Below are 26,688 nucleotides of genomic sequence, written 5' to 3' on the forward strand. Positions count from 1 at the left end.
CGGATGGTTACGACGGATGTCCGGTAGTACTGAGGATTGAAACGTCGGCGGTCCATCTTTGTCGGGCCCGGTGCTAGAGTGGACTGGACTTCAATTCTCTTCAGGTTCGTTCTTCTTGCGCGCTCTTTGTGTCTTTCTGGCGGCGTTCTTCGCGTTTTCGGGCGTGGTCTTTGCCGCCTCGCGTGTTCAGCCTGTTCCCGTTCCGCAGGAGATGCGATCTTCGGCTTTTACGGTCACGGTGAATAACCAGCCTGTGGATGTGGCGCATGCCGCCGCGAGCTACGACTTCGTCAACTTCGACGTTACCGGTCCGGTGACCGTGGCGATTACTGCGACCGAAGCAGGATTCTGGGATAAGGGCGTGGACATTGAACCGTGGCGGCTTGGGATTCGTCCGGTGCGCGAGGGGCAGACCATTCGATTCAAAATTGCGGGTCCGCAGAAGCTTTCCATCTCGCGGCCGGGCGACTTTCTGAATCACGCCACCATGCTGTTTGTGTTTGCAGGTGAACCTCCAGCGCCGCCTCCGGCAGAGAGCCCGTCGGTGCACGTTCTTGCCCCCGGTGTGTATCACCAGAGCATCAATCCGCAGAGCGGTGAGACATATTACCTTGCGCCGGGGTCTTACTTTTTCGGCAGCCTGAATCTCTGGAAGGTGAGCGGCGTGAAGGTTCTTGGCCGTGGCACGATTGTCTACGAGGGTGTGCAGGATCCGAAAACCGACGAGGGGTGGATGCAGAAGCCGGACTGGCACTGCATTGGCGCGCTGGAGGCGCACGACGTCGAGATCGATGGCGTGACCTGCATCGTTCGCGCGCGCACCTGGTCAATCCAGATGAAGGACACGAGCGGTTTTGTGTACAACGATATTCGTGTTATAGGGGGCAATCCCGGCAACGCGAACCAGGATGGAATGGACTGGCTCGGCGGAGGGGATGCGCTGGTTCGTGATGCCTTTCTGCGCGCCTCCGATGACGACCTGGCGATGGAAGGAAACTGGGACGGCTATACCGAGGCCGATATGCTGCGACCGGGCCACGACGTGCAGAATATCACCGTTGAAAACAGCCAGCTCTCCACCAGCATCTCTAACATTGTGCGCGCCGCGTGGCCGCAAAAGACTTTTAACTCTCGCCACTTCACCCTGCGCGATTCTGACATTCTGCACGGGGGTATCGGCGCGTGCGGACAGACATTTGGAGTTCTTGGTATGTGGGGTGCGAATGGCGCGAAGGGCGATCATTCCAATTACACCTTTGAGAATCTCTGGCTGGACAACTGGTATTCGCTGGTGCAGATCGAGCAAGAAGAGCCCGCGGTGCATGGTATTACATTCAAGAATATCTGGGCTCTGGATCAGCCTCCGCTGGCGACTTCGACGATCATCGGTAACGTCAGCGACGTCACCTTCGACAATGTGAAGTACGACCAAAACCGCGCGACCAATGAGGCCGAGCTTCAGCTCATCACTGCAGGAGGCGCTGCGCAGCCGAAGTTTCCGCCGCCGGACGGCCCGGTGGCTCACTTCACTGTGTCTCCACCGGTTTTTGGTCCCGGCGACCAAGTGACGTTTGAGGCGGATAATTCTCCTCATGCAAAGTTCACCTGGCGGTTCGGGGATGGAAGCGAAGCCCATGGCCGCCGGGTAAAGCACAAATTCCCTGATGCGCTTGGCACCGCGCTTGATGGCGCCAATGGGGCGGGGCGTTTTCGCGTTCTGCTCAAGGCAGAAGATGCACAGGATCGAGAGGACTGGGCAGCGCAAGGAGTGGTGGCGGTTGCGAAATGGCAGGACGCGGCTCAAATTCCCGGCCCGACGCTGGCAGGTCTTGCGTGGCATGTATATCCCGGAACATGGACCGAGTTGCCCGACCTAAGCAGTCAGACCTCCATCTTCAGCGGCGAATCTCCAAACCTTCGCGCGGACTCGCACGGTTTTACGCGATACGCAACGGCATGGGATGGATACATCGACATTCCAGCGGATGGCGGATACACATTCCACTTGATGTCTCGCGATGGTGGGCGCCTCGTGATCGACGGCGTCCAGATCGCCAAGACAGGGCCCCCTTTCGCTCAAGTCTGTGGATCGCCCGGAAATGCAGTGCGGTATGACCATGGGTCGATCGGTCTACGTGCAGGACGACACGCATTGCACGTCGAAGGGTTGCACGCAGTCAGCCAGGGTTCTCCGCGGTTGTTGTGGGAGGGGCCTTTGCTCCCACTGACGGAGATTCCGCCCGATGCCTACAGCCACGCGCGAGTCGATACCGCAATTCATTCAAATTAGGCAGAGCTACCTGGCTCGCCGATCGGGAATGTCTCAAACTTGATCGGCAATGTATCAAAAATGGACCAATGGCGCCTGCTTCATCCTAGCGGCTAACTCGTTTGATCAATCGATATAGCCCTTTGGTAAGTTACCTAAAAGAGTCAATCATTTTCGCCCAAAGCAGCATATGAGCCTCTCTCCGGCCTAGGTAGTCTGAAACTTCCCCAGAGAGAGAGCGGCCACTTGCACGCGTTCGGAAAATACCTGTCCTGGATATACGCCTTCACCGCTGTCGTGTGTATTCGGTTTGCATTCGGAACCTTCAAAGCATTGAATTCCGCGGGGCAGGTACATCTCTCCCGGTACGCGGCTCCCTTCGCTTGCATGCTTGCTTTGTTCGCCTGTGTATTCACGACGGCATGGTGGACGGTATTCAAATCCAAATCTTCTGCACGGATGTGGTGTCTGGTTGCCAGTTCGCAGTATCTATTTGTCGCGTTGATACCGTGTCTCGTTACTCACCGTCTTCACTCGATCAACTCGACGCTCTCGGCGATAGCTGTGATGGGATGTGTGGCATTCGGGAAACGCCAGAAGGTCAAACTCGCTGCCAACATCGATCAAGTGCGATCCATTCCCGGCGATTTCACCAACCGGTATGTGAATCGCTTCGCGATGGGCGTGACCTTCGGCCTTAGCCTTGGCTCCTATCTCTGGTGGCAGGGATGGTTAAGAACAGTACACATTAGCGGACTCGACAGCTTGTTAGTCCGCTCCGTCGTTACCCTTGTCGTTCTGCTCGCTATTACTTCGATTCATGAGACCGGTCACGCGATTGTCGGCAAGATATGCGGAATGAAAGTGCGGGCATTCTTTATCGGACCTTTCCAATGGTGCATTCGTGACGCCAAGTGGGGATTTGAATTCAAGCCCAAGAGCCTATTTTTTGCGGATGGTATCACCGCCCTCATACCCGGCGAGGGTGAACTGCGGCCGGGGCAATACCTGTCGATGATGGCGGCCGGTTCGCTGGTGAACGTGCTTTCGGGATGTCTCGCACTCTACTTTGCCTTCCACAGTGGCATCGCTTTGTCACCGCCAATCCTGGGTGTCATTGCCCTGTTCGGCGCATGGAGTCTCGGCGTTGCCGCCGCCAACCTGTTGCCTTTTCGGACACCGCAAGGCTATTCCGACGGTGCTATCGTTCTGCAACTCCTCGCGGGTGGAGCGTTTGCCGCATATCATCTATCGGTCGCGCGTATCGGCTCGAGCCTGGTCTCAGCCCTTCGTCCGCGAGATTACGACATCGGTTCCATCCGCGCTGCTGCCCGGGGCATCGCAAATGGCAGACAGGCTCTTCTCATGTGGCTGTACGCTTTTAGCCACTCGATTGATGCAGGCAAGACAAAGGAAGCCGACGACGTGCTCGCGAACGCGGAGTTGGTTTGCCTTCAATCGGCTGGGAAAATTCCCGCCGAACTCCACACCAGCTTCATTTTCGGAAACGCGTTCATTCGTCGCGATCCAGTCGCAACCCGCTTTTGGTGGAATCGCATGCAGGCAACCAATCCGACTCGCTTCAATGCAGACTATTGGAGAGCCGAGAGCGCTCTTCACTGGATTGAAGGCAACCTCGAAGAGGCCAACCACGCCTGGGAGAAAAGTTACGCGCTTGTGAAGCAGCTTCCCCAGGCCGGTGCATACGACTTCAGCCGGGATTGTTGCACACTTCTCAAGCGGGAACTCGACCTGGCGTCGGTGGCGTAATCTCCAAAGACCGGCTTCAACTCTAGTGCGGTAGCTGGGTCATATCCCATCCGCCGCCTAGGGCACGTACCAGCCCCACGCTAGCCACGTACTGACGCGTGATGAGGTCGGTCGACGTGCGCTGGTTGCTGAGTAATGTGCCCTCCGCCACCAGCACCTCGAGGTAGTTGGTGGCTCCGCCTTTGTAGCGCTGATTTGAAAGATCAAGGGAGTGCTGCGCGGCAGCCACGGCGCGTTGCTCGGTAGTGGCCTCGTCTTCGAGCACTTTCAAATCCGAGAGGCGGTCTTCGACCTCGTTAAAGGCGCCCAGTACGGTGGCGCGATACGTTGATGCCTGGGACTCGTAGTTGTGCTTTGCCTGATCTGTGAGTGCGTGGCGCCTTCCGGCATCGAACAGCAACTCGGTTGCCTGCGCGCCAAGGCTCCAGAGCGCGCTCGGTCCCTGGATCAAGGTTCCTACATTAGTGCTTTCAAAGCCGCCGCCACCGCCAAGAGTTACGCTTGGGTAGAAGGCGCTGATGGCGATGCCGATCTGTGCATTGGCAGCAGCCGCACGCCGCTCAGCAGCCGCGATGTCAGGGCGCCGTTCCACCAATTGCGAGGGGACGCCAACCGGAACCTGTGGGAGTGTCATCACCAGCGGCGCCGGCGTCAGCGTAACTTCGCGCGCTTCTTTGTTCATCAACGTAGCGATTGCATGCTCGTATTGGTTGCGACCCTGCTTCACGTCTACAAGTTGCGCACGCGTGGTTTCGAGCAGAGCCTGCGCTTGCGCAACTACGACCTCCGTTGCAATGCCGCCCTTCACCAGTTGCTGATTCAGATCGAGCTGATGCTGATAGTCATTCACAGTCTGCTCGAGCAATCGGGCGTCTGAGTCGAGGCCTCGCAGTTCGAAGTAGTCGAGCGCCAGCTCGGCATGCAGACTGAGATCGAGGTTGGCGAGGTCGGCGGCACTGGCCTGGGCATTTTCATGAGCGGCTTCAACGCTGCGGCGCACTCGACCCCAGAGGTCTGGTTCCCAACTGGCCTGGCCTTCGAGTTGGAAATCGCTGTACCCGGTATTCGTACTACTCACGATGAGAGGGCGGTGCGACGATACCTGATCGCGGCTGGTTGCGGGCGAAACAGAGAGTGTTGGATAGAAATCAGCACGCGCGACACGCACCTGGTCACGAGCAGAGAGATAGGCCTCCATCGCTGCGCGCAGATTCTGGTTCTGCGGAGCAATCTGCTCTTCCAGCGCGTTGAGCTGCGGATCCTGATATATCTCCCACCATTTGCCGCGCAGCATGCCATCGGAGGGGGACGCAGATTTCCAGGTGCCCGCTTGCGGATTCGGCGGCGGTACCACGGCCCCGGTCGATCCCGTTCCTTTGTACTCAGGTGGCGGCGGCAAGTCGGGGCGATGGAAGTTTGGTCCCACCTTGCAGGCGGAAAGCAGCGCCACCAATCCCAACAGTGCCGCGCGGAGCATGCGCTCTTTGGGAGCGATGGCTCCTCCATGTTTTTGCGGAGGAGATGTGCTCATTCTCGACGTTGAAACCGACCGCATGCCTACTTGTCCCCCTGGCCCGGCTGTTTCTGTTGGCCCTGAGCATTGGGATGCTGCGTACTGACCTTTTCGCCGTCGATGAGGGAGTCGGGAGGATCTTGAATGACGCGATCTCCATCCTTCAAGCCGCTGACAATCTGGATGGTTGCTCCGTCATCCTGACCAATTGCCACAGAAACAAGATGCGCTATGTTGTCATCGCCGAGAATGCCCAGTTGCGTTCCCTGACGACGGAAGATGATCGCCGACGCGGGAACGATGAATGTATGCATGGTCGGGGCTTTGAAATGAACCTGTGCCAGTGATCCCGGCATCAATTCCCCTTTGTGATTGTCGACGTCGATCTCCACCAGCAAGGTGCGGCTTGAGGGATCGATGGCATCCGCGGTCCGCACCAGCGTGCCCTGAAAATTCTGTGCTGGATATTCGGGGAAAGTAAGGTCGATCTTCGAACCGCGCTTCAGGTTCGTTGTGTACAGCTGCGGGACGTTCGTGTACACACGAAGCGTGTTGAGCGCCTGCAGGTGGAAGAGCTCCTTCGCCGCCCCGGTGTCAATCAACTGGCCTGTATCAATGGAGCGTGCTGTGACCACACCGTCAAATGGCGCATAAACTTTTTCGAAGGACTGCAGTTCTTTCAGCCGATCCACATTGGCCTGCGCCGACTTCACCGCGGACGCGGTCGCGGAGGCCTGATTGGTAAAGGTTTCTGTATCCTGCTGCGAAACCGCATTTGTCTGCACCAGTCCCTGATAGCGCTGAGCCTGCGAATGTGCGTTCTTCGCGTTCGCTTCAGCTGTGCCGAGGTCGGCCTGGGCTTGCGTGAGTTGTTGATCCAGTTCGGGGGTTGCGATTTCTGCGAGCAGCGCACCTTTCTTTACATGGGAGCCGATGTCGTAATACCACTTGGTCAAGTAGCCCGACGTCCGAGCGTAAATCGGGGAATCTGTATAAGCGGTCACATTTCCCGGCAACGTGAACTCATCGGTTGAGGCGCCTGCCTTTGGGACCAGTGCGATGACCACCGGTGCAGCTGCCTCCTGGGTCGTCTTTGCAAGCACGTTGTTGTGGTGAATTCGACTCAGCACGCCAAATGTTCCCAGAGCAGCAAATACGAGCAGCACGATGATCAGGCCAGTAATGGCAAGCCTCGGGGCTATAGGCTTCTGAGCCGGCGCATGCTGGGTATCGTGTCCCTCGTGAGGAATTTCTTTGTTATTCCCGGCCGGCTTCTGGTTGGGGTTGGATTCATTGCTCATAAAGGTTGCTCCAAAAGGCTTGTACGAATTTACAGGGCTAATCGAATTCGTCGAACGTTGCGGCTTGTGCTTCGTGGCGCTTCGACCTCGTGCGCTTCTCGATCCATCCATGTACTACCGAAAAGAATGCCGGCACAAAAAACAGAGTAGCGACTGTGGCTAACAGCAGGCCTCCGATAACCGCGCGACCGAGGGGCGCATTCTGTTCTCCGCCCTCTCCAAGGCCCAGCGCCATAGGCATCATGCCCAATATCATGGCCAGTGCAGTCATCAGCACAGGACGGAGACGGACATAGCCCGCATTCAACGATGCTTGGCGCGCGTCGCCGACCAATTCTTCCAACTGCTCACGCGCGAAGCTTACCACCAGGATCGAGTTGGATGTTGCGACTCCCATACACATGATCGCTCCCGTCAGGGCGGGCACGCTCAACCGCGTTCCGGTGAGGAATAGGAACCATACGATCCCTGCCAAAGCTGCGGGAAGTGCAGAGATGATCAAAAACGGATCGAGCCATGATTGAAAGTTCACCACGATCAGCAGGTACACCAAGAGGATGGAGAAGACCAAACCACTGAGCAAGCCAAAGTAAGACTTCTGCATGGTCTCGCTCTGCCCGCGTAAGATGATGTGCGACCCGCGCGGCAGGATCTTCGGATCCTCATACTTCTTCACGATGCGCTCCATGTCGCGCGTCACGGAGCCAAGGTCGGTATCGACTACGTTGGCATAGATGTCCAGTACCGGCTGCACATCGTAGTGACTTACCGTGCCCAACTCCGCGCCTGGCTGGAACTGCGCAAGGTTACCCAGGATTTGAATCGGCTGCTGTGCTGCTCCGGGCGCATCTGTTTCCAGAGGGGCGGGGCCTGATCCCGTATTCGCTGCCGATGTTCCTGCCGTACCGTTCAGAGTCGTGCTCGATCGCGTTACCGGAAGACTCTTGAGCTGGGACATTGAATCGAGCCGGTATTGCGGGGTTTGAACCGCCACACTGTAACTGACGCCGTTGCGGGGATCGAGATAGAAGCTCGGCGTAGTCTGAAAGCTGCCGCTTAGCGCCACCAGCAGACTCTGCGCCACATCTTTCTGCGTGAAGCCAATCGCCTGCGCACGCGTACGATCCACATTTACGGTGAAGTTCGGGTAGTCGAATGGCTGCTGAATACGGGCATCGGTTGCGCCAGCGACATAGCGAACGTCGTTCAGCATTTTTTCCGCAACCACACGGTTGCCATAAAGATTAGGTCCCACGATTTGGATATCAATCGGCGCCGAGAGCCCGAAGTTCAATATCTGGGTGACGATATCCACCGGAAGTACGTAGAACGTAACTCCGGGAAACTGTTGTGCCAGCACTCCACGAATATCCTGCACATACTTGTCCGTAGGGTGGTGCTTCTCCGACAGTTGAACCTGGATGTCGGCATCTTCCGGTCCAATCGGCGCCGAGGTTGAATAGGAGAGATTCAACCCGGAGTAGGGCAACCCGATGTTATCGACAACAGAGACAACTTCATCGGCGGGAATATGCTCGCGGATTGTGGCATCGATGTGATCGCAGAGGGCGGCCGTCTCTTCGATACGCGTACCGGTCCGGGCCCTGACGTGAATCTTGAATTGGCCCGCATCGACGGCGGGAAAGAAATCCTGTCCCAGCCACGGCACCAGGAGTGCTGTCGAGCCGACGGCAAAAATTGCGAAGATGATCAGAAATACGCCGGCAAAATCGATGCACAACGTCAGAAGGCGCACATAACCGTTGCGGAACCACGTGAATCCCCTTTCAAATCCGCTCTGAAATCGGACAAAAGGGTTGCGGCTGATTTGCTTGCGGGCGGCGGCTGCATCGTCGTGTTCATGCAGCAGGTATTTCGCCATGGTGGGCACAACGGTTCGCGAGAGCAGGTAACTGGCCAGCATGGCAAACACCACCGCCTCGGCCAGCGGAACAAAAAGGTATCGAGCCACGCCGCTAAGAAGGAACATCGGGACGAACACGATACAGATCGCCAGCGTAGAGACCAGTGCTGGAGTGGCAATCTGCGCGGCGCCATCGAGGATGGCTTGCTCAATCTCCTTACCTTGCTCTAGATTGCGGTTGATATTCTCGATTTCAACCGTCGCGTCGTCCACCAGGATGCCGACCGCGAGTGCAAGGCCGCCCAGCGTCATGATGTTGATGGTTTCGTGCAGCACCGCGAGCATGGTGATGGAGCACAGAATTGAAAGCGGAATGGATACCGCGATGATTAGTGTCGACCGCCAGCTTCCCAGGAATATCAGAATCATCACTGCCGTGAGGCAGGCCGCGATCAGCGCCTCGCGCACCACGCCGCTGATAGCGCCGCGCACAAAGATCGACTGGTCAGAGAGTGCGTTGATTTGCAACTGAGGCGGTAGCTGGCCGCGAACGCTGGGACTATCCACGATGGTGCGGATATCCTTAATGATCTGCAGCGTTGAGGCCGAGCCAGTCTTCATAATGCTCATCATGATGGCGCGCTTGCCATCGACGCGGACAATGTTAGTCTGCGGCGGCGAACCATCGCGTACGTGGGCCACGTCGCGTACGAAGATGACCGCGCCATTGACGGTGCGGATGGGAAGATCATTCAACTGATCGATGATCGATGGCGATGAGTTGGTTTCAATGGCGTATTCGAACCGGTCCATCTTCATCGTGCCGGAAGGGACGATCAGGTTCTGGGTAGAAATGGCGTTTACCACGTCGGCCGGAGAAAGCCCTTTGGCCTGCAGTGCCTGCGGATCAAGATCAACCTGGACCTGGCGCTGTTTTCCGCCATATGGATACGGGGTTTGCGCACCTTCCACGGTCGCCATCTGAGTCCGAATGGTATTTGTACCCAGATCGTTGAGTTGCTGCTCGCTTAGCCCCTCACCGGAAAGTCCCAGCATCAACACCGGCACGCTGGAGGCGTTGTACTGGATGATGAACGGCGGAGTTGTTCCGGGGGGAAGTGATCGCAGCTGCACCTGGCAGATTGCTGTGACCTGGGCTACGGCATTCCCCACATTGACATGCGGCTGGAAGAATATCTTGATAACGCCGATTCCAGCCAGCGATTGCGATTCAATATGCTCCACGTCGCTTACTGTGGTGGTAACACCGCGTTCGCTGTTAAAGATGATGCGGGTCGACATTTCCTGTGCCGATAGGCCGCTGTAGTTCCACACCACGGTGACAACGGGAATATCGATGTTCGGAAAGATATCCGTGGGCATTGACGCGATGCTGTATCCGCCCAAAATCAAGATCAAGAGCGCAAAGACGGCGAAGGTGTACGGCCGCCGTAGTGCAAGCCGAACAATCCACATCATAGGGCTGGTACTCGCTCCTGAGGCAATTTGCCCGTCAACAACGTGACGTATGAGAGATGGGCCGCCGAGAATACTGCAGGCGAACCGGTCAAGGCAAACAGCGGCTCAATAGGATTGGGGGCTGAACGGTCGATCTGCTCCTTCCCCTGAAACAATTCCGTTAAACAAACAATGTTAGACGAAGAAGCGGGGTCGAGCTCAACTCGAGTCAAACTCCAGGCTTTCCTGCTTCTAGTTATAGGACGAGTCTGGACCTGCCAAGGCTTCATTTTCGAAACTGATTATCTCAATATGCGAGGTGTTCGAGGCGCTCTAATAACTGCTTTGAGTGGAACTGAAGCGTCTATCGGTCTAAGAAAGCATCCCGGTTCGAACCTTTATAGCCTGCTTAACGTCCAGGATTTTGTCTCGTCAAACGGGGACCTGCTGGCCACCCCCACTTTATCGCCGCGATACGGCTCGATTCGCTACAATGGCTGCGCCTTGCGAAAGGGGCGCGGCACGTTTTTCATTACATGGCGAGGCTTAGCCCCGGGGAAACCTTTCTTAAAACATATTCGTCCCTAATAGGGTGTGCTAATGCAGCAAAGCCTCACTTGCATGACGCCACTCCTGGGTGTGGAAGCCACCGGCAACTACCTCGATTCAAACACTGACTGGAAGCCCTAACATGCCGATTCAAAACGCCACTGAGCCTTATTTGCCGAAAACCAGCGAGTCGCAACCCCCTCCTGAGAAGAAAAACACTGGAGTGCGGATTGTTGTCTACCTGGTGCTGGCCATCGCCGTCGGTGTTATCGTTTGGCGCGTCTATCAAAACAAGCAGAAGACTGCGGCCAACACCGCCAGCCAGGCCGCAGCTCTGATCGGTCGCCCCGTCCCGGTACAGGTCGTTCCAGCTGAACAGAAGCCAATGCCCATATATCTGACCGGGCTTGGCACGGTCACCCCCTATAACAGCGTCACCGTCAAAGCGCGCGTCAATGGCCAGTTGCTCCCCGTAAAGTTCACTGAAGGCCAGGAGGTAAAGCAGGGCGAGACCATCATGGAGATTGACCCCAAGCCTTACCAGGCCGCAGTCGACCAAGCAAAGGGTACACTGGCGCACGACGAGGCACTCTACAAAAACGCTCAGGCTGAATTCAATCGCTATAAAGCACTGTTTGCCGCTGGCGTAGTTTCGAAGGAGTCGCTGGACGCCAACGAAGCTCAACAGGGCCAGTACCAGGGCGCGATAGCATCGGACAACGCAGCGATCGAGACGGCGCAATTGCAATTGAGCTGGTGCTACATCCAGTCTCCCATCAATGGCAAGATCGGCCTGCGTCTCGTCGATGCCGGCAATATCATCTCGGCAAACTCGACCAATCTCGTCATCATCAATCAGCTCAAACCCATCGCCGTCTACTTCACTCTTCCAGAAAACGAGTTGCCAGAGGTGCTCAAGCGTCTCGCGACCGACAAGCGCATCCCTGTGGACGCCTACGATCGTAGCGATACGACTTTGATCACCAGCGGTAGCCTGCTGACCGCAGACAATCAGATCGACACCACGACAGGCACCGACAAGCTCAAGGCGGTCTTCGACAATAAGGACTCGGTGCTATTTCCCAACCAGTTCGTCAACATCCACCTTGTCCTCGAAAATCGTCCGAAAGCGCTCGTTGTTCCTTCCGCCGCAATCCAGACTGGCCTGAACGGGTCCTTGTTTGTGTGGGTCGTCAACGATGATGGCAAGGGTGGGCAGGTCGCCCAAATGCAGAACGTTAAGGTGGCTCTCGCCGAGGGGCAGCAAACCATTCTGGATAGCGGTCCCGAGCCCGGAGCCAAGATTGTTGTGGACGGCGCTGACCGTCTCCGTCCCGGTCAGCCGGTGACCATCGCTGGAACACGCCAGCGGCAAAATCAGGCCGGGCAAGGTTCCGGACAAGCCCCAGGTTCAAATCCTGCGCAACCCGCCAGCTCGGGCGCCCCCCAGTCTGGTGGCCAGCACAAGCCGAGGCAGCAGTGAGTCTCAGCCCATCCCGCCCGTTTATTCTGCGCCCCATTGCAACTTCATTGCTGATGGCGGCCATCATGCTGGCGGGCGGCGTCGCGTTTCTGCAACTGCCGGTCTCCGCATTGCCCGAGGTGGATTACCCGATCATCCAGGTGCTCACTTTCTATCCGGGCGCGGGACCCGATGTCATGTCCTCCTCGGTTACGGCGCCCCTCGAGCGGCAGTTCGGGCAGATGCCGGGACTGAAACAGATGACGTCTGTCAGTTCGGGAGGCGGCTCGGTCATCACCCTGGAATTCAATCTCGACGAAGACATTGATGTTGCCGAGCAGGAAGTCCAGGCGGCGATCAATGCCGGTAACAGCTTCTTGCCGACCGATCTGCCCAATCCTCCGGTCTACAGCAAGGTGAATCCCGCCGACGCGCCCATCATGACGCTGGCGCTCACCTCCGATTCGCTACCACTGGACAAGATTGAAGACGCGGCCGATACGAACCTCGCGCAGAAGATTTCGCAGGTCACTGGCGTTGGCCTGGTTTCGATTGCAGGCGGTCAAAAGCCTTCGGTACGCGTACAAGCGAATCCCGCGCAACTCGCTGCTTACAACCTCAGCCTTGAAGACCTCCGCACGGCCTTGGCGGCGGCCAACGTGGATCAGGCCAAGGGCACGCTCAACGGGTCGCGCCAGTCTTACACGATCAACGCCAACGACCAGCTTGTTTCGAGCGCAGACTACCTGCCTGTTATCGTCGCTTATCGCAACGGCGCCGCCGTCCGCACCTCGGATGTAGCTACCGTCGTGGACGCGGCGGAGAATTCTCAGCAGGCTGCGTGGATGAATCGGCAGCCCGCGGTCATCGTCAACGTGCAGCGTCAACCCGGCGCCAACATCATCGCCGTTGTCGATCGCATCAACAAGCTGCTTCCGCAGTTGCAAACCAGTTTGCCTGCCAACGTTCAGGTTCACGTTCTTACCGATCGCACGACGACCATTCGCGCATCGGTAAAGGACGTTGAATTCGAGCTCATGCTCACCGTGGGGCTGGTCGTCCTGGTGATCTTCCTCTTCCTGCGTAACCTTGCCGCTACCATCATTCCGTCGATCGCCGTACCGCTTTCGATCGTGGGCACCTTCGGCGTGATGTATCTGCTGGGCTACTCGCTCAACAACCTCACGCTGATGGCGCTGACGATCTCGACGGGTTTTGTGGTTGATGACGCCATCGTGATGATCGAGAACATCTCGCGCTTTATTGAAGAAGGCGAAACCCCGATGCGCGCCGCGCTCAAAGGCAGCGAGCAGATCGGCTTCACCATCATTTCGCTGACGGTCTCGCTGATCGCGGTGCTGATTCCGCTGCTGTTCATGGGGGACGTGGTCGGGCGCCTCTTCCGCGAGTTCGCCATCACACTCGCAGTCACGATTCTTGTATCGGCGGTCGTCTCGCTTACGCTCACGCCGATGATGTCGTCGCGCATTCTCAGGCATCGGCCCGAGAGTGAACAGACGCGTTTCTACCATGCTTCGGAAAAGGTCTTCAAATCGGTGATCAGCTGGTACGGCGAGACGCTGCAGGTTGTCCTGCGGCACCGCTTTCTCACCCTGATGATTACCATCGCCACGCTGGTCGGCACCATTCTGCTCTTCATCATCGTGCCCAAAGGCTTCTTTCCAGTGCAGGATACGGGAGTCATCCTCGGCATTAGCGAGGCGCCGGAATCAATCAGTTTTGCCAATATGTCGCTTCGCCAGCAGAAGCTTGTGGACATCGTCTTGCAGGACCCGGCGGTGGACAATGCTTCCTCCTTCATCGGGGTCGACGGCACAAACACTACGCTCAATTCCGGACGCATCCAGATCACACTCAAGCCGCTCGACGTGCGCAAGATCTCCGCCTCTGAAGTTATCCGCCGCCTGCAACCGAAGGTGGCCGACGTTGACGGCATTCAGCTCTTCCTTCAGCCGCTGCAGGACCTCACGGTTGAAGATCGCGTGAGCCGGACGCAGTTTCAATACTCGCTTGAAGATCCCAATTCTGTGGAACTCGCGACCTACACGCGCAAGATGGTGCAGGAACTCAGCAAGGAAGCGATTGTTACCGACGTGGCCAGCGATCTTCAGGATCAGGGTCTGGGTGCGCAACTGGTGATTGACCGCGATACTGCCGCACGCCTGGGCATTGCCATGGCAGACGTCGACAATACGCTCTACGACGCTTTCGGCCAGCGCCAGATATCCACGATCTTTACGCAGCTGAATCAGTACCACGTGGTCATGGAAGTCGGAAAGAATTTTCAGACTGATCCCACAACGCTGGGAAATCTCTATGTAAAGTCCGCGAATGGGACGCAGGTTCCGCTCAGCACGATCGCTCACTGGCAGCAGAGCCGAGCGCAGCTTTCGATCGGCCATCAGGGACAGTTTCCCTCTACCATCGTGAGCTTCAATCTCGCGCCGGGCAAGGCGCTTGGCGACGCCGTCAAAGCCGTCAACGATGTTGAGAAACGGATCGGCATGCCGGCCAGCATCAACGCCAGTTTTCAGGGAACGGCCGCCGCATTCCAGAACTCCCTTTCCAACGAGCCGCTGCTGATTCTTGCCGCGCTCATTACGGTGTACATCGTGCTCGGTGTGCTCTACGAGAGCTACGTACACCCGATCACGATCATCTCCACGCTGCCTTCGGCGGGTGTAGGCGCGATTCTGGCTCTAATGCTGACGCAAACCGAGTTCAGCGTCATTGCGCTAATCGGCATCATCCTGCTGATAGGCATCGTGAAGAAGAACGCCATTATGATGATCGATTTCGCTCTCGATGCTGAACGCAACCAGGGGAAGGATCCGGAAGACGCTATCTTCCAAGCGTGCCTTTTGCGTTTCCGCCCCATCATGATGACGACCATGGCCGCGTTGCTCGGCGGTCTGCCGCTGGCATTGGGCGGCGGCGTGGGCGCCGAATTGCGCAAACCGCTCGGCATCACCATCGTTGGCGGACTGCTACTTTCCCAAGTGCTCACGCTCTACACAACGCCCGTAATTTATCTCTACTTCGACAAGCTCTCGGTCCGTCTTCGCAAGCGCATCGGCGCATCCTCGTTGAATGAACAACCCGTGGCGGGAGACTGATCGATGCATCTCTCCGCGCCCTTTATCCGCCGCCCAGTTGCCACGACTCTTTTGAGTCTGGCACTGCTGCTGGCTGGCTCGGTCGCTTATTCGATCCTCCCTGTCGCCTCGCTGCCGGACGTGGATTTTCCTGTTATAGGTGTCGGTGCGGGCTTGCCCGGCGGCAGTCCCGAAACCATGGCGTCGGCCGTCGCTACTCCGCTGGAGCGCCAGTTCGGCCGCATTGCCGGTGTGAACCAGATGACGTCCTCCAGTTCACTTGGTTCGGCATCGGTCTCCTTGCAGTTCGACATGAACCGCAACATCGATGCTGCTGCTCGGGACGTGCAAGCCGCCATCAACGCTGCGCGCAGCCAGCTGCCTTCGTACCTTCCGCAGAATCCGAGCTATCGCAAGGCGAATCCTGCTGAAGCGCCCATCCTCATCCTCACGCTGACCTCCGACGTTATTCCCAAGCCGCAAATTTACGACATGGCTGACTCGATCCTCGCGCAGAGGATTTCCCAGATCCAAGGCGTCGGTCAGACCTTTGTCGGCGGAAGCGCGCAGCCCGCCGTGCGCGTCGAACTGAACCCGATGCAGCTCTCGAACAACGGAGTGGGCCTCGAGGCGGTCAGAACTGCCCTTTCCGGCGCCAATGCCAACCGGCCCAAAGGCGGGTTTGACGACGCCCAGCATCGCTGGCAGATCGACGACAACGATCAGATATTCAAAGCATCGGATTACGCACCCATCATCGTCGGCTACAACAAAGCAACCGGCGCAGCGGTACGCGTGGGCGATCTGGGAACCGTTACAGACTCCGTTTCCGACATTCACACCGCCGGGCAGGCCGGCAACAATTCACCCGGACACAGCGGCAAACTTAAAGACGCCATTCTCATTGTCATCTTCAAGATTCCCGGCGCCAATGTTATCGATACTGTCGATGCGGTTCTGAAAGAAATGCCGCGCCTGCAGGCCGAGATTCCGCCCACCATTCAGATGAACGTGGCAGTTGATCGCACTACGACGATCCGCTCCAGCGTGCACGACGTCGAAATCACGCTCATCATCAGCGTTCTTCTGGTGGTTCTGGTGGTCTTTCTCTTCCTGCGCGAGATCTGGGCCACCATCATTCCGTCTGTAGCCGTGCCGCTTTCGCTGGTGGGCACATTCGGGGTGATGTACCTGCTGGGATACACGATCGATAACCTGTCGCTGATGGCGCTTACCATCTCGACTGGATTTGTAGTTGACGACGCCATCGTGGTTATCGAGAACATTACACGCTATCTCGAAGAAGGAATGAACCCCTACGAGGCGGCGATGAAGGGCTCAAAGGAGATCGGCTTCACGGTGCTGTCGATGAGCACCTCGCTGATTGCCGTCTTCATTCCGATTCTTCTGATGGGTGGGATTATCGGAAAGCTATTCCGCGAATTTGCCGTCACACTCAGCGTCGCGATTGCTGTTTCGCTGCTGGTTTCGCTCACCACCACCCCGATGCTTTGCGCAAGATTTCTGAAGCAGCGCGATGAGAGCCGATACGGACGCCTGTATCGCATATCGGAAAATGCGTTCCAGTGGATCCATCACGAATACAACTCGGCGTTGCGCTGGGTTCTGCGCCACCAATGGATCACCCTCACTGTCGCCATTGGCTGCGCTTTCCTGAACGTGTATCTGTTCATGATCGTGCCCAAAGGATTCTTCCCGCAGCAGGACACCGGACGTCTCGGCGGCCGCACCCGCGGTGCCCAGGACATCAGCTTTCCCGCCATGGCGGCCAAGCAGAAGCAGCTTGCGCAAATGGTGCTTGAAGACCCCTCGGTGCAAACAGTCACTGCGTTCGTCGGAGGCGGCGGACCGGGCGGTGGCGGCACAAACGTGGGCAACATGTTCATCGCTCTCAAGCCGCCGAGTGAGCGTCCTGGAAAGGTCACTGCCGATCAGGTAGTCAACGGGCTGCGAAGGAAGCTAACCAGCGTTCCAGGTGCCGCGCTTTTCCTGCAGGCGCAGCAAGACATCCAAGTGGGGGGCCGCGGCAGCGACGCGCAGTATCAATACACGCTTTCAGATGAGAATCTGAGCGAACTCAACACCTGGGCTCCACGCCTGCTTGCCCGCATGCGCACCATGCCCGAGCTAAGGGATACCTCCACGGACCAGCAGGATCAGGGACTCTCCGAGACGCTGGTAATCAATCGCGATCTTGCTGCGCGACTCGGTATCACCGCGGCGAGCATCGACGCGGTGCTTTATGACGCCTTCGGCCAGCGCCAGGTTTCGACGATGTATACCGGCCTTAACCAGTATTTCGTCGTCATGGAAGTTGACCCTCAATATCAGCTGAGCCCCGATTCGCTCGACAACATTTACATCAAGGCCAGCACCACTACCGGAGCAGCCGCTTCAGTTACTGCCCTCGGCACGACTACCCCTGCGGCAGCAACAACGAGCGCGGCACCGGCGACCACCGCAGCTACTCCCACTTCCGCAGTATCGGGAGCGGCGGCCGTCTTCCCCACATCCGGCGGTCAGCTGGTCACCTCCAGCACGTCGGCCGGCACCACGACAACTAGCGCCACCACCGCATCGAGTTCAAGCGCATCAACCGCTTCTAATTCGACCACTTCGTCGGCATCCAATCTGGTCGCGTCCAATATCGCTGCGATCGCGGCGTCTACGGGCGAGTCGGCTACAGCTGCTGCCATTGGCTCCGGAACCCTTACCGGTATGTCCTCGGGATCGTCCGGCTCAGCATCTTCGAGCGCGAGTGTCAGTTCGGGCGGTGCCGCTGGAACTTTGGCCGCTACCACAAGCGCGACCACGACCGGCGCCATGGTCCCGCTCTCCGCCATCGCGCACTGGGAGCAGAAGCGCACCTCGCTTGCCGTTAATCACCAGGGACAGTATCCGGCTGTCACACTGACGTTCAATCTCGCTCCCAATGTGGCGCTGGGCGACGCGGTCACGGCTCTGCAAAAGGCCGAAGCTGACATGGGCGTGCCCACCAATATTCACGCGACGTTCCAAGGGACAGCGCAGGCCTTCCAGGATTCACTCAAAAACGAGCCGTACCTTATTCTCGCTGCTCTGGTCGCTGTGTACATCGTGCTCGGCATTCTCTATGAAAGCCTGATCCACCCGCTAACGATTCTTTCCACGCTGCCTCCCGCGGGCGTCGGCGCTATTCTCGCTTTGCTGATCACCGGCACCGACCTCAGCATCATGGCACTGATCGGCATTTTGCTGCTGATAGGAATCGTGAAGAAGAATGCCATCATGATGATCGACTTTGCGCTACAGGCCGAGCGCGAACAGGGGCTTCCCCCAGTGGAAGCCATCTACCAGGCCTGCCTAATGCGCTTCCGCCCCATCATGATGACTACGCTTGCGGCGATGTTCGGTGGACTGCCGCTGGCCATTGGCATGGGGGTCGGTTCGGAACTACGCAAGCCGCTGGGCATCACCATCGTCGGCGGACTGCTGGTCTCGCAGCTGCTCACGCTGTTCACCACGCCAGTCGTTTACCTGTTCTTTGACAAGCTGCAGTGGCGCGTGATGAAACTGCATCGCATCGGGTCGGAACTTGAAGAAGCTCCGGGCGACTGAATTCGAAAGATATCGTCACAGCGCAATGCGAACTGTAGCGCTATACTCCCACCGGCAATCGAAAGCCGGAGGTGAACCATGCTCACCATGGAGAAACTCGACCTCAAGAAACAGTGGAAACATCTTTACCAGCCGCCAGCTGGTGAAATAACCGTTGTGAATGTTCCGCCGCTCACCTACCTGATGGTGGACGGCGAAGGCGACCCCAATAAATCCAAAGCATTCGAGCAGGCAGTTGAAGCACTGTATTCGCTCTCCTACACGCTCAAGTTCTCGCTCAAGAAGAGTCCGCGCGCCATCGACTATGGCGTGATGCCGCTCGAGGGGCTCTGGTGGGCCGACGATCCGGGCGTCTTCATGCAGGCCGACAAGTCCGCGTGGAAGTGGACCGCGATGATTCTTCAGCCCGAGTTTATTTCGCGTGCGAACATCGACGAAGCGTTCGATGAAGTGCGCCGGAAGAAGAATCCATCGGCACTTGACCGCGTTCGCTTCGAAACCCTCGACGAGGGAGAATGCGTACAGACGCTGTACTTAGGTCCGTTCTCTGAGGAGGGCCCTATCATCCAGAGAATGCACGACGCGATCCACGCCACCGGCAAAAACATTTATGGCAAGCATCACGAGATTTATCTGAGCGATCCGCGCCGCACTGCGCCCGCGAAATTGAGGACCATCATTCGACAGCCGATGCGTTGAGATTCACTGGCGGCGCAGGCATTCGCCACGATTGCGCTCCCGTGCTTTGTGCACCTGAAGACGTGCAGAATCTGCGCTCAGCTAGGCTTGAGAGCCTAGCGAATTGGCGAACGCACTCGATCTAGTGATATCGTCAAAGGAATTCATCGTTTACGCGCGCTCGATCTTCTCAGCCATTCCCAAGGCGTTTGCAACTCCTGAAGCACATTTGCCTGTAGGCCTTATCGCGCTGACGCCGTCTTTGACTGGCACGTCTGTTCCATCTGCAACTGAACTCTGGGCGGAGGTTTTCTGATGAGCATTTCTCCTGAAGCGATGGACGCGAACCTGGTTTTGACTCTTGATGAAATCACCAGTCTCACGCAGGATGGCGGCAAGCCCGCCGACACCCTGATGAACGTGGTGGCACTGATCGCGTCGCGTTTTCGCACCGACGTCTGCTCCGCGTATCTGCTCGAACCGGACCGCTCCAACCTTGTTCTGGCGGCATCGGTCGGCCTTCATTCCCGCAGCATTGGTGCTCTTCGCATGCCGCTACACGAGGGGCTGGCTGGCCTCGTTGCCGAGCAGGTGCGACCGGTTGCCGTGGATGACGCCAGCCGTCATCCGCGATACAAGTTCTTCAAAGACTCCGGCGAAGAGGAATACCATTCCTTTCTCGGTGTGCCGCTGATTGATCGCGGCATCCTTCAAGGCGTTCTGGTTGTGCAGACCAAGGAGCCGAGAGTCTTTCGCGACAGCGAGATCCGCATGCTCTCCGAGGCCGCCGATCAAGTTGCCCCTATTGTGAGCGAAGCGCGTACCCTTGACCGTTTTGTTGCTCCGGCGCAGCAGCGCCTGTGGGAGCTGGCACAGAACGTCTGGTGGAGCTGGGATCACGACTGTGTCAATCTCTTTCGCGACCTGAATCCCATCCGTTGGCGCCAGCTCAATCAGAATCCCATCGCACTGCTCAACGAGATGTCGCTCAACGAGATCGAGCGTCGGGCCGCGGAACTGGTACTCCACAGCCGCATCAACTACGTCTACCGCCGGCGGCAGGAATACTTGCGAGCGGACCGAACCTGGGGCGCGGCCAATGCCGGCATTCTGCGACCACGTCCCGTTGCCTACTTCTCGGCGGAATTCGGAATGCACGAATCTCTGCCGATATATTCCGGCGGCCTCGGCGTTCTTTCCGGCGATCACATCAAGAGCGCATCCGATCTTGGCATCCCCCTGGTGGCTGTGGGGTTGTTCTACGGGCAGGGATACTTTCTGCAGCGGCTAGATGAAAAGGGCTGGCAACGCGAAGAGTACCTGCAAACGGACATCAAACAACTGCCGATGCAGCCCGCCATTGGTCTCGATGGACAGCCGGTCGTGGTTGAAATCGCCACTCGGGGTGCCGCCATTCGCGCCAAAGTCTGGCAGATCAAGGTTGGGCGGTGCGATCTCTTTCTGCTGGATTCGAATGTTCCTGGGAACGCGCCTGAAGATCTGGAGACTACCTCGCGTCTTTACGGTGGAGATTCCCGCACCCGCATTCGGCAGGAGCTTCTGCTTGGCGTTGGCGGTTTCCGCGCTCTCAAGGCCATGGGTATCTCTCCCGGTGTGTTGCATTTGAATGAAGGTCATAGTGGATTCGCGGTCTTTGAGGCTATCCGGTCCCGAATGGAAGAAGAGGGGCTGGACTTCTACGCCGCAGCCAGCCAGATTCCGCGCGAAGTCATCTTTACGACACATACTCCCGTGCCTGCGGGCCACGACCGCTTCAGTCCCGATCTCATCGAGGAACACCTTGGGCCGCTGCGCGATCAACTTGGCATCTCCCACGATAACCTGATGGGTTTTGGCCGCGAGCATCCATCCGATCACGGCGAAACCTTCTGCATGACCGTGCTCGGCCTGAAACTTGCCCGCCGCGTCAACGCTGTCTCCTCGCTCCATGGAGAGGTGTCGCGTGCCATGTGGAAGGGTCTTTATCCTGGCCGCTCTGAAGACGCCGTTCCGATTGGCCATATCACCAACGGCGTCCATGTGCCGTCATGGCTGGCTCCGCAGATGTTTCGTCTATATGACCGCCATCTCGGAGTGGACTGGCAGAAGCGCAGCGGCTCCAAGAGCACCTGGGAAGCGATCGAGAATGTGGACGACGGTGAGCTTTGGGAGACTCATCTCAGCCTGAAGGCTCAGCTCATCGACTTCGCCCGCCGACGGCTTGTTGAGCAGGCGGAGAGACGCAAGGAGCCTTCAACGTCGCTGCATCGCTTCGGCAAGGTCTTTTCGTCGGATGCTCTCACCATTGGCTTTGCGCGTCGGTTCGCCACCTATAAGCGCGCCAACCTGCTACTGAAGGATATAGAACGACTGGCCTCGATGGTGAACGACCCCAAGCGGCCTGTGCAGTTCCTCTTCGCGGGGAAGGCTCATCCGCATGACGAGCCCGGTAAGCGGGTGCTGCAGCAGATCGCCGAAATGATGCGCGATTCCGACTTTGCCGAAAAGTTCGTCTTCATTGAGGACTACGACATCAACGTCGGACGCCACCTTGTGCAGGGAGTCGACGTGTGGCTCAACAATCCGCGCCGTCCGCTTGAGGCTTCGGGCACCAGCGGCCAGAAAGTCGTGCTCAATGGCGGTCTCAACCTGTCTGTCCTAGATGGCTGGTGGGCGGAGGCCTACGATGGGCTCAACGGCTTCGCAATCGGCAAGGGTCGCACGCACTCCAACATGGACGTTCACGACACGCGCGACGGCGAAGATCTCTACCGCGTTCTTTCTGGCGAATTGATCCCGCTCTACTACGAGCGTGATCGCGACGGACTTCCTCGCGGCTGGATCCAGCGGATGAAGCGGACCATTCGGACTTTGGGATGGCGTTTCAACGCTGACCGCATGGTGATGGACTATACGCAGAAGTGCTACGTGCCAGCCGCAGGTGGAACTTCAAGTGAGATTCGCCCACTCTGCTGATATTGCGAGCGATATCAGCAGGAGCATCTCGTCGCTGTGCGGCTCACAGGTATGGTTACCGGCGGCCTCTCCTGAGGCCAATTCATTTCAGTAGCTTACAGACTCGATCTTGCACGAAAGTCTGTAAATCTACACACTTTGGGTAATGCCTTTGAAGGTTACCCAGAGCTAGACTTCCTTCCATAGCAATTTCTCAGGGTTATCTGGTTTGAAGGCTAGGGCCTTTCCTGCCCCCACCGAACAGATAGTTCTCCAGAAACTGCTGGAGGGGACCCCGATGAACGTCCAGGGCTATCGCGCAGACTATTTGGCGGCACTTGAAGTGGCGCACGAAAATTTGAACACGATTTACCAGGAATGCGAGCAGCTCCAGCTCCGGAAAGAACAACTTCAAGGTGCTCTGGGAGCTCTGGAGCCTTTCCTCCTTTCTGTTAGAGCGAGCTCTTCCGAATACCATCAAACGGAACCGATTCGTGCGGAGCAGATGCCCGTTGCGCCTGAGCCGGAAGTTGCGAAGCCGTTCTTCCGCGCTATGCAGGCGCCTGAGCCGGTAGTTCCCGCGGCCTTCTCACCGATGCCTGAAGCGATTCTGGATCCTATCCAGCGCCGCATCAACAGTGCCTTGGGTCTGGCGGTCGCATAAGTCCCCGCAGCTCCCCGCCTGAGATCAAGGCATCGGTACTCGTTTCATAATCAAGCCCCATGCATTCAATTTGCATGGGGCTTTTTAGCTGCGCAATGAACGCCATTGATCTCTGCGCAGAGATCACGAATACACCCCCTGGTGAAGAAAAATCACCTTGATCGAAGTGTTCGCTGTAATCTGGGTTCATCCGATGAATTCTACTGTCTCGTCCAACACCCCTCTGTCTTCCATGGGGGCCCCTGATCTTCCGCTTGAGTTGTCAATTCAAATACGGCCCGAGCTTGCGTCCTTTGGTACCGGCAACTCGCGGCTGCACCATCAAGTATGCCTGTTCATCTTGTTTGTCCTGGTATCGGCGTCTGCCTTTAGCGCCTTTTATGAAAAGTGGCACTTCCGCGAGCCGGGTTCACGCGGCACTGATTTGATCGCTGAATTTGATCGCATGATCGACGGCACTGCCAACCGGCCCTATGTGTACCGCCAACTCCTGCCTGACACTGCGAACTGGATGGTCCGCGCGCTGCCGGTGGAAACCATCGGACGCTACGTATCCCTGCGCGCGAGGGATAAAATCAGCGATGCTCTTAATCTGCGCGGCAAGAAGTATCCGATTCAGTACGTGATCATCTACATCGCAACTTATCTTTCTGCGTTGCTTGCCACTTTTTTTCTTTATCGAGTGGGCAGGGCGGCGAAGCTACCCGAGCCAGCGGCGGTCTTTACAGCGGTCGTCTTCATGTTGATTTTCCCGCTCGTCGGAGTGAAGGGTGGCTACTTCTTTGACTTTCCAGAACTGCTATTCATGGCGGTAGCTGCCTGGATGGCCCTGGAACTGGACTGGTGGTGGATCATCCCGATTGCCGCGCTGGGAACATGGAATAAGGAATCATTTCTGCTTTTCATGTTTACGCTGTATCCGCTTTTCCGCCGTCGCTACTCGCGCGTCACTTCGCTGATCGGCGTGGGGGTCTTGGTGTTGGTGTGCGCCGTGGTCTATCTTCCGATTCGCCTCTACTATGCGCACAACACCGGGGGAACCGTCGAATGGCATTTGGGCGAACAAGTCACATTCTTGCTGCATCCCCTTCTGGTCGATAACCTGATCGACAGAACTTACGATTTGATGTTCCCTGCCTTCAGCAGCTTGATTCCGTTTGCGATCTTGGTGTGGACGGTCTGGAGAGGCTGGCGCCTTCTTCCTGTGTGGGCGAAGCGTCACGCTCAAATCGCCGCTGCCATCAACGTTCCTCTTTACCTGTTGTTCTGCATGCCCGGCGAATTTCGCGACTTGAGTATGCTTTTCATTTCATTTCTTCTCATTCTCGCCGTCAATTTGCAGCAGTGGATCGATGCCAATAGTTCGAGACCCGTTCAATCTTTAGCATAGGTGTGATTGCAGCTACGGCACGGCCGAAAGCTTCAGAGAAGACATCAAAGAGAAAAGGGTGAGTCGGCTGGCCGATTCACCCTCATGTTTTCGCTTACGCAGGTTCTAATTTGCGTATGCGGGATCTTCTACTTTGACTTGCTCGATCAGTTTATGCGGGTAGTAAGAGTTGCGCGTGTACTGCTTCACCATGCGATTGGTGTTGAAGTAAGAACCGTTGAATGCGAGAGTCGTACGCATGATGCGGGCCCACTTCTCGGGTTCACTGCGATAGAGGGGTACCACTGCATTTTCCAGTTTGAGATAAAGACTCTCGGCTTCTTCTGCATCGTTCGCGCCATCTTCAATCGCCCACCCGGTCACGCCTTCGATGCAACCCTCGATCCACCAGCCATCCAAAATCGACAGGCTTGGTACACCATTCAAAGCAGCCTTCATCCCGCTGGTGCCCGATGCTTCATATGGCCGACGGGGAGTGTTGACCCAGACGTCCACGCCTGCGGTCAGCAATGCACCAAGATCCCACGCATAGTTTTCGAGATACACAATGCGAAGCATGTCGTTGGACAATTTGCTTGCTGTTTCAATCACGTTGTGGATGAGCGCTTTGCCGGGTTCATCGGCTGGATGCGCCTTGCCCGCGTATAGAATCTGCAGTCCGCCCGCCTGGTTTGCGATCTTCAGCAGGCGTTCCGGATCCGTGAACATCAGGCTTGCGCGCTTGTATGTAGCCGCGCGTCGTGCAAATCCCAGCGTGAGCACATTGGGATTCAGGACCAGCCCGGTGCGTGTCGCGACCTCGGTGAGTAAGCCTTCTTTTGCGCGGCGATGCGCTTTAAGAATCTCCTGCTCGGGCAGGTCGATAGCATTGCGGAGGTTCAGATTGTCGCGCCGCCACGACGGAATCTGTACGTCGAGCATCTGTTGCACAGGTTCTGAGACCCATGTGGGAGCATGCACGCCGTTGGTGATCGAATCAATCTGGTACTGCGGAAACATCGCGCGCGAAACCTTGCCGTGCTGCATGGCCACTCCATTCGCGTAGCGCGAAAAACGCAGTGCCAGCAAAGTCATATTCAGCAAGCCATTTTCGAATACTCCGAGTTTCTCGAGGCGCGCAGTTCGCTCGCCGCCGAGAATCCTGATGGCTTGTTCAGTAGAAAAGCGATCGTGCCCAGCCGGCACCGGCGTATGCGTTGTGAAGACGCACTTGTTGCGCACTTGCAAAAGGTCGGCTTCGGTGGGGGAATTCAACGGCCCGCCACCCATCTCGCTTTCGAGCAACGCAAGTGTCAGCAAGGCAGCGTGACCTTCGTTCATGTGGTAGACGTTTACAGTCAGCCCGAGCGCATTGGCCATGCGTGCACCGCCGAGTCCGAGAACGATCTCCTGCTGTAAGCGATAGTTGGTGTCGCCGCCGTAGAGATGATCGGTCAGACCGCGATCCCAGCCGGAATTGCCATCGAGATCGGTGTCGAGCAGGTAGATCGGCACGATGTGACCATATCGCCCTTCGAGATCATAACGCCATGCACGTACCGTCACGTCGCGGCCTTCTACCGAGACGCGGATTCGTGCTGTCTCTTCCGTGCAGAATTCCGCCGGATTCCACGGCTGCATTTCCTCGGTCTGATCCCCGGACTGATTCAGATGCTGTTGGAAATATCCTTTGCGGTGTACCAGGGAAAAAGCGACCAGGGGAACGCCAAGATCGGCTGCTGAACGCAATGTGTCACCGGCCAGCATTCCCAATCCACCGGAGTAGGTGGGCATCCCGCGGTTGATCGCGATTTCCATCGAGAAGTACGCGACCAGTCCGTTCGCTGGGGTGGTTTCATAAGAGAAGGGTTTCGTTGAATTCAGTTGCATCCTCTACATCTCTCTGCGGCGCTCGCAATGGCTACAAAATTGAAGTTAAAAACTCAACTTGCCGCTGGGTAAAGAAATTCCCATCACGGTCTCGTGTCGGCGAAAAATTGAAAGCCTATTGAAGATTCTAACAAGGAACGACGTTTTGACTAGGCCGATGCATCGGGAGCGGGGTAACTTCGGAGAGCCAATTTCCACCGCATGGTAACTAG

13 protein-coding genes are annotated in these 26,688 nt (G+C 57.2%); 9 read left to right on the plus strand and 4 right to left on the minus strand.

What is annotated here, in order from left to right; translation table 11 throughout:
- The first annotated feature begins 115 nt into the window (after positions 1-115).
- Both P8935_RS04045 and P8935_RS04050 read left to right on the plus strand, forming a co-directional pair.
- Positions 116-2,290 (plus strand): PA14 domain-containing protein, encoded by a 2,175-nt coding sequence (locus P8935_RS04045; RefSeq protein ID WP_348263735.1) that lies wholly within the window; start codon positions 116-118, stop codon positions 2,288-2,290.
- Between the two features lie 555 nt (positions 2,291-2,845).
- On the plus strand, positions 2,846-4,039 hold the full coding sequence (locus tag P8935_RS04050) for a M50 family metallopeptidase (RefSeq protein ID WP_348263736.1): 1,194 nt from the start codon (positions 2,846-2,848) through the stop codon (positions 4,037-4,039).
- Between the two features lie 22 nt (positions 4,040-4,061).
- On the opposite strand, the gene P8935_RS04055 is transcribed toward P8935_RS04050, so the two are convergent.
- Genes P8935_RS04055 through P8935_RS04065 form a run of 3 tightly spaced genes read right to left on the minus strand, consistent with a single transcriptional unit; the run spans position 4,062 to position 10,196 of the window.
- On the minus strand, positions 4,062-5,570 hold the full coding sequence (locus tag P8935_RS04055; protein WP_348263737.1) for an efflux transporter outer membrane subunit: 1,509 nt from the start codon (positions 5,568-5,570) through the stop codon (positions 4,062-4,064).
- A gap of 26 nt (positions 5,571-5,596) precedes the next feature.
- Positions 5,597-6,853 (minus strand): efflux RND transporter periplasmic adaptor subunit, encoded by a 1,257-nt coding sequence (locus P8935_RS04060; protein ID WP_348263738.1) that lies wholly within the window; start codon positions 6,851-6,853, stop codon positions 5,597-5,599.
- 37 nt (positions 6,854-6,890) lie between these two features.
- The gene (locus P8935_RS04065) at positions 6,891-10,196 is read right to left on the minus strand and encodes an efflux RND transporter permease subunit (RefSeq protein ID WP_348263739.1); all 3,306 of its coding nucleotides are present in this window, start codon (positions 10,194-10,196) and stop codon (positions 6,891-6,893) included.
- Positions 10,197-10,866: 670 nt separating this feature from the next.
- On the opposite strand from P8935_RS04065, the gene P8935_RS04070 reads away from it, so the two are divergent.
- The 7 genes from P8935_RS04070 (at position 10,867) to P8935_RS04100 (ending at position 24,607) form a co-directional block, all read left to right on the plus strand.
- Positions 10,867-12,207: an efflux RND transporter periplasmic adaptor subunit gene (locus P8935_RS04070; RefSeq protein WP_348263740.1), complete on the plus strand. Its 1,341-nt coding sequence runs from the start codon at positions 10,867-10,869 to the stop codon at positions 12,205-12,207.
- Complete coding sequence (locus tag P8935_RS04075) at positions 12,204-15,323, plus strand: multidrug efflux RND transporter permease subunit (protein ID WP_348263741.1); 3,120 nt, start codon at positions 12,204-12,206, stop codon at positions 15,321-15,323. The genes P8935_RS04070 and P8935_RS04075 overlap by 4 nt, the downstream gene beginning before the upstream one ends.
- A 3-nt stretch (positions 15,324-15,326) precedes the next feature.
- Positions 15,327-18,920, plus strand: a complete 3,594-nt coding sequence (locus P8935_RS04080; protein WP_348263742.1) for an efflux RND transporter permease subunit — start codon at positions 15,327-15,329, stop codon at positions 18,918-18,920.
- Between the two features lie 78 nt (positions 18,921-18,998).
- A complete protein-coding gene (locus tag P8935_RS04085; RefSeq protein ID WP_348263743.1) occupies positions 18,999-19,619 on the plus strand; it encodes a GyrI-like domain-containing protein in 621 nt (206 codons plus the stop codon).
- Between the two features lie 294 nt (positions 19,620-19,913).
- A complete protein-coding gene (glgP, locus tag P8935_RS04090; RefSeq protein ID WP_348263744.1) occupies positions 19,914-22,574 on the plus strand; it encodes an alpha-glucan family phosphorylase in 2,661 nt (886 codons plus the stop codon).
- 277 nt (positions 22,575-22,851) lie between these two features.
- Positions 22,852-23,217: a hypothetical protein gene (locus tag P8935_RS04095; protein ID WP_348263745.1), complete on the plus strand. Its 366-nt coding sequence runs from the start codon at positions 22,852-22,854 to the stop codon at positions 23,215-23,217.
- 157 nt (positions 23,218-23,374) lie between these two features.
- Entirely contained in the window at positions 23,375-24,607 is a 1,233-nt protein-coding gene (locus P8935_RS04100; RefSeq protein WP_348263746.1) for a hypothetical protein, read from the plus strand.
- A 105-nt stretch (positions 24,608-24,712) separates the two neighbouring features.
- Here P8935_RS04100 and glgP (P8935_RS04105) read toward each other — a convergent pair whose 3' ends face one another.
- On the minus strand, positions 24,713-26,476 hold the full coding sequence (gene glgP, locus P8935_RS04105) for an alpha-glucan family phosphorylase (protein ID WP_348263747.1): 1,764 nt from the start codon (positions 26,474-26,476) through the stop codon (positions 24,713-24,715).
- Positions 26,477-26,688: the final 212 nt, after the last annotated feature.

This window comes from Telmatobacter sp. DSM 110680 (assembly GCF_039994875.1).
Taxonomy (GTDB): Bacteria; Acidobacteriota; Terriglobia; order Terriglobales; family Acidobacteriaceae; genus Telmatobacter.

Coding starts and splice junctions, on each gene's coding strand:
- P8935_RS04055 (WP_348263737.1), bottom strand. CDS start 5,570: ATGAGCACATCTCCTCCGCAAAAACATGGAGGAGCCATCGCTCCCAAA.
- P8935_RS04060 (WP_348263738.1), bottom strand. CDS start 6,853: ATGAGCAATGAATCCAACCCCAACCAGAAGCCGGCCGGGAATAACAAA.
- P8935_RS04065 (WP_348263739.1), bottom strand. CDS start 10,196: ATGATGTGGATTGTTCGGCTTGCACTACGGCGGCCGTACACCTTCGCC.
- P8935_RS04070 (WP_348263740.1), top strand. CDS start 10,867: ATGCCGATTCAAAACGCCACTGAGCCTTATTTGCCGAAAACCAGCGAG.
- P8935_RS04080 (WP_348263742.1), top strand. CDS start 15,327: ATGCATCTCTCCGCGCCCTTTATCCGCCGCCCAGTTGCCACGACTCTT.
- P8935_RS04085 (WP_348263743.1), top strand. CDS start 18,999: ATGCTCACCATGGAGAAACTCGACCTCAAGAAACAGTGGAAACATCTT.
- glgP (WP_348263744.1), top strand. CDS start 19,914: ATGAGCATTTCTCCTGAAGCGATGGACGCGAACCTGGTTTTGACTCTT.
- P8935_RS04095 (WP_348263745.1), top strand. CDS start 22,852: ATGAACGTCCAGGGCTATCGCGCAGACTATTTGGCGGCACTTGAAGTG.
- glgP (WP_348263747.1), bottom strand. CDS start 26,476: ATGCAACTGAATTCAACGAAACCCTTCTCTTATGAAACCACCCCAGCG.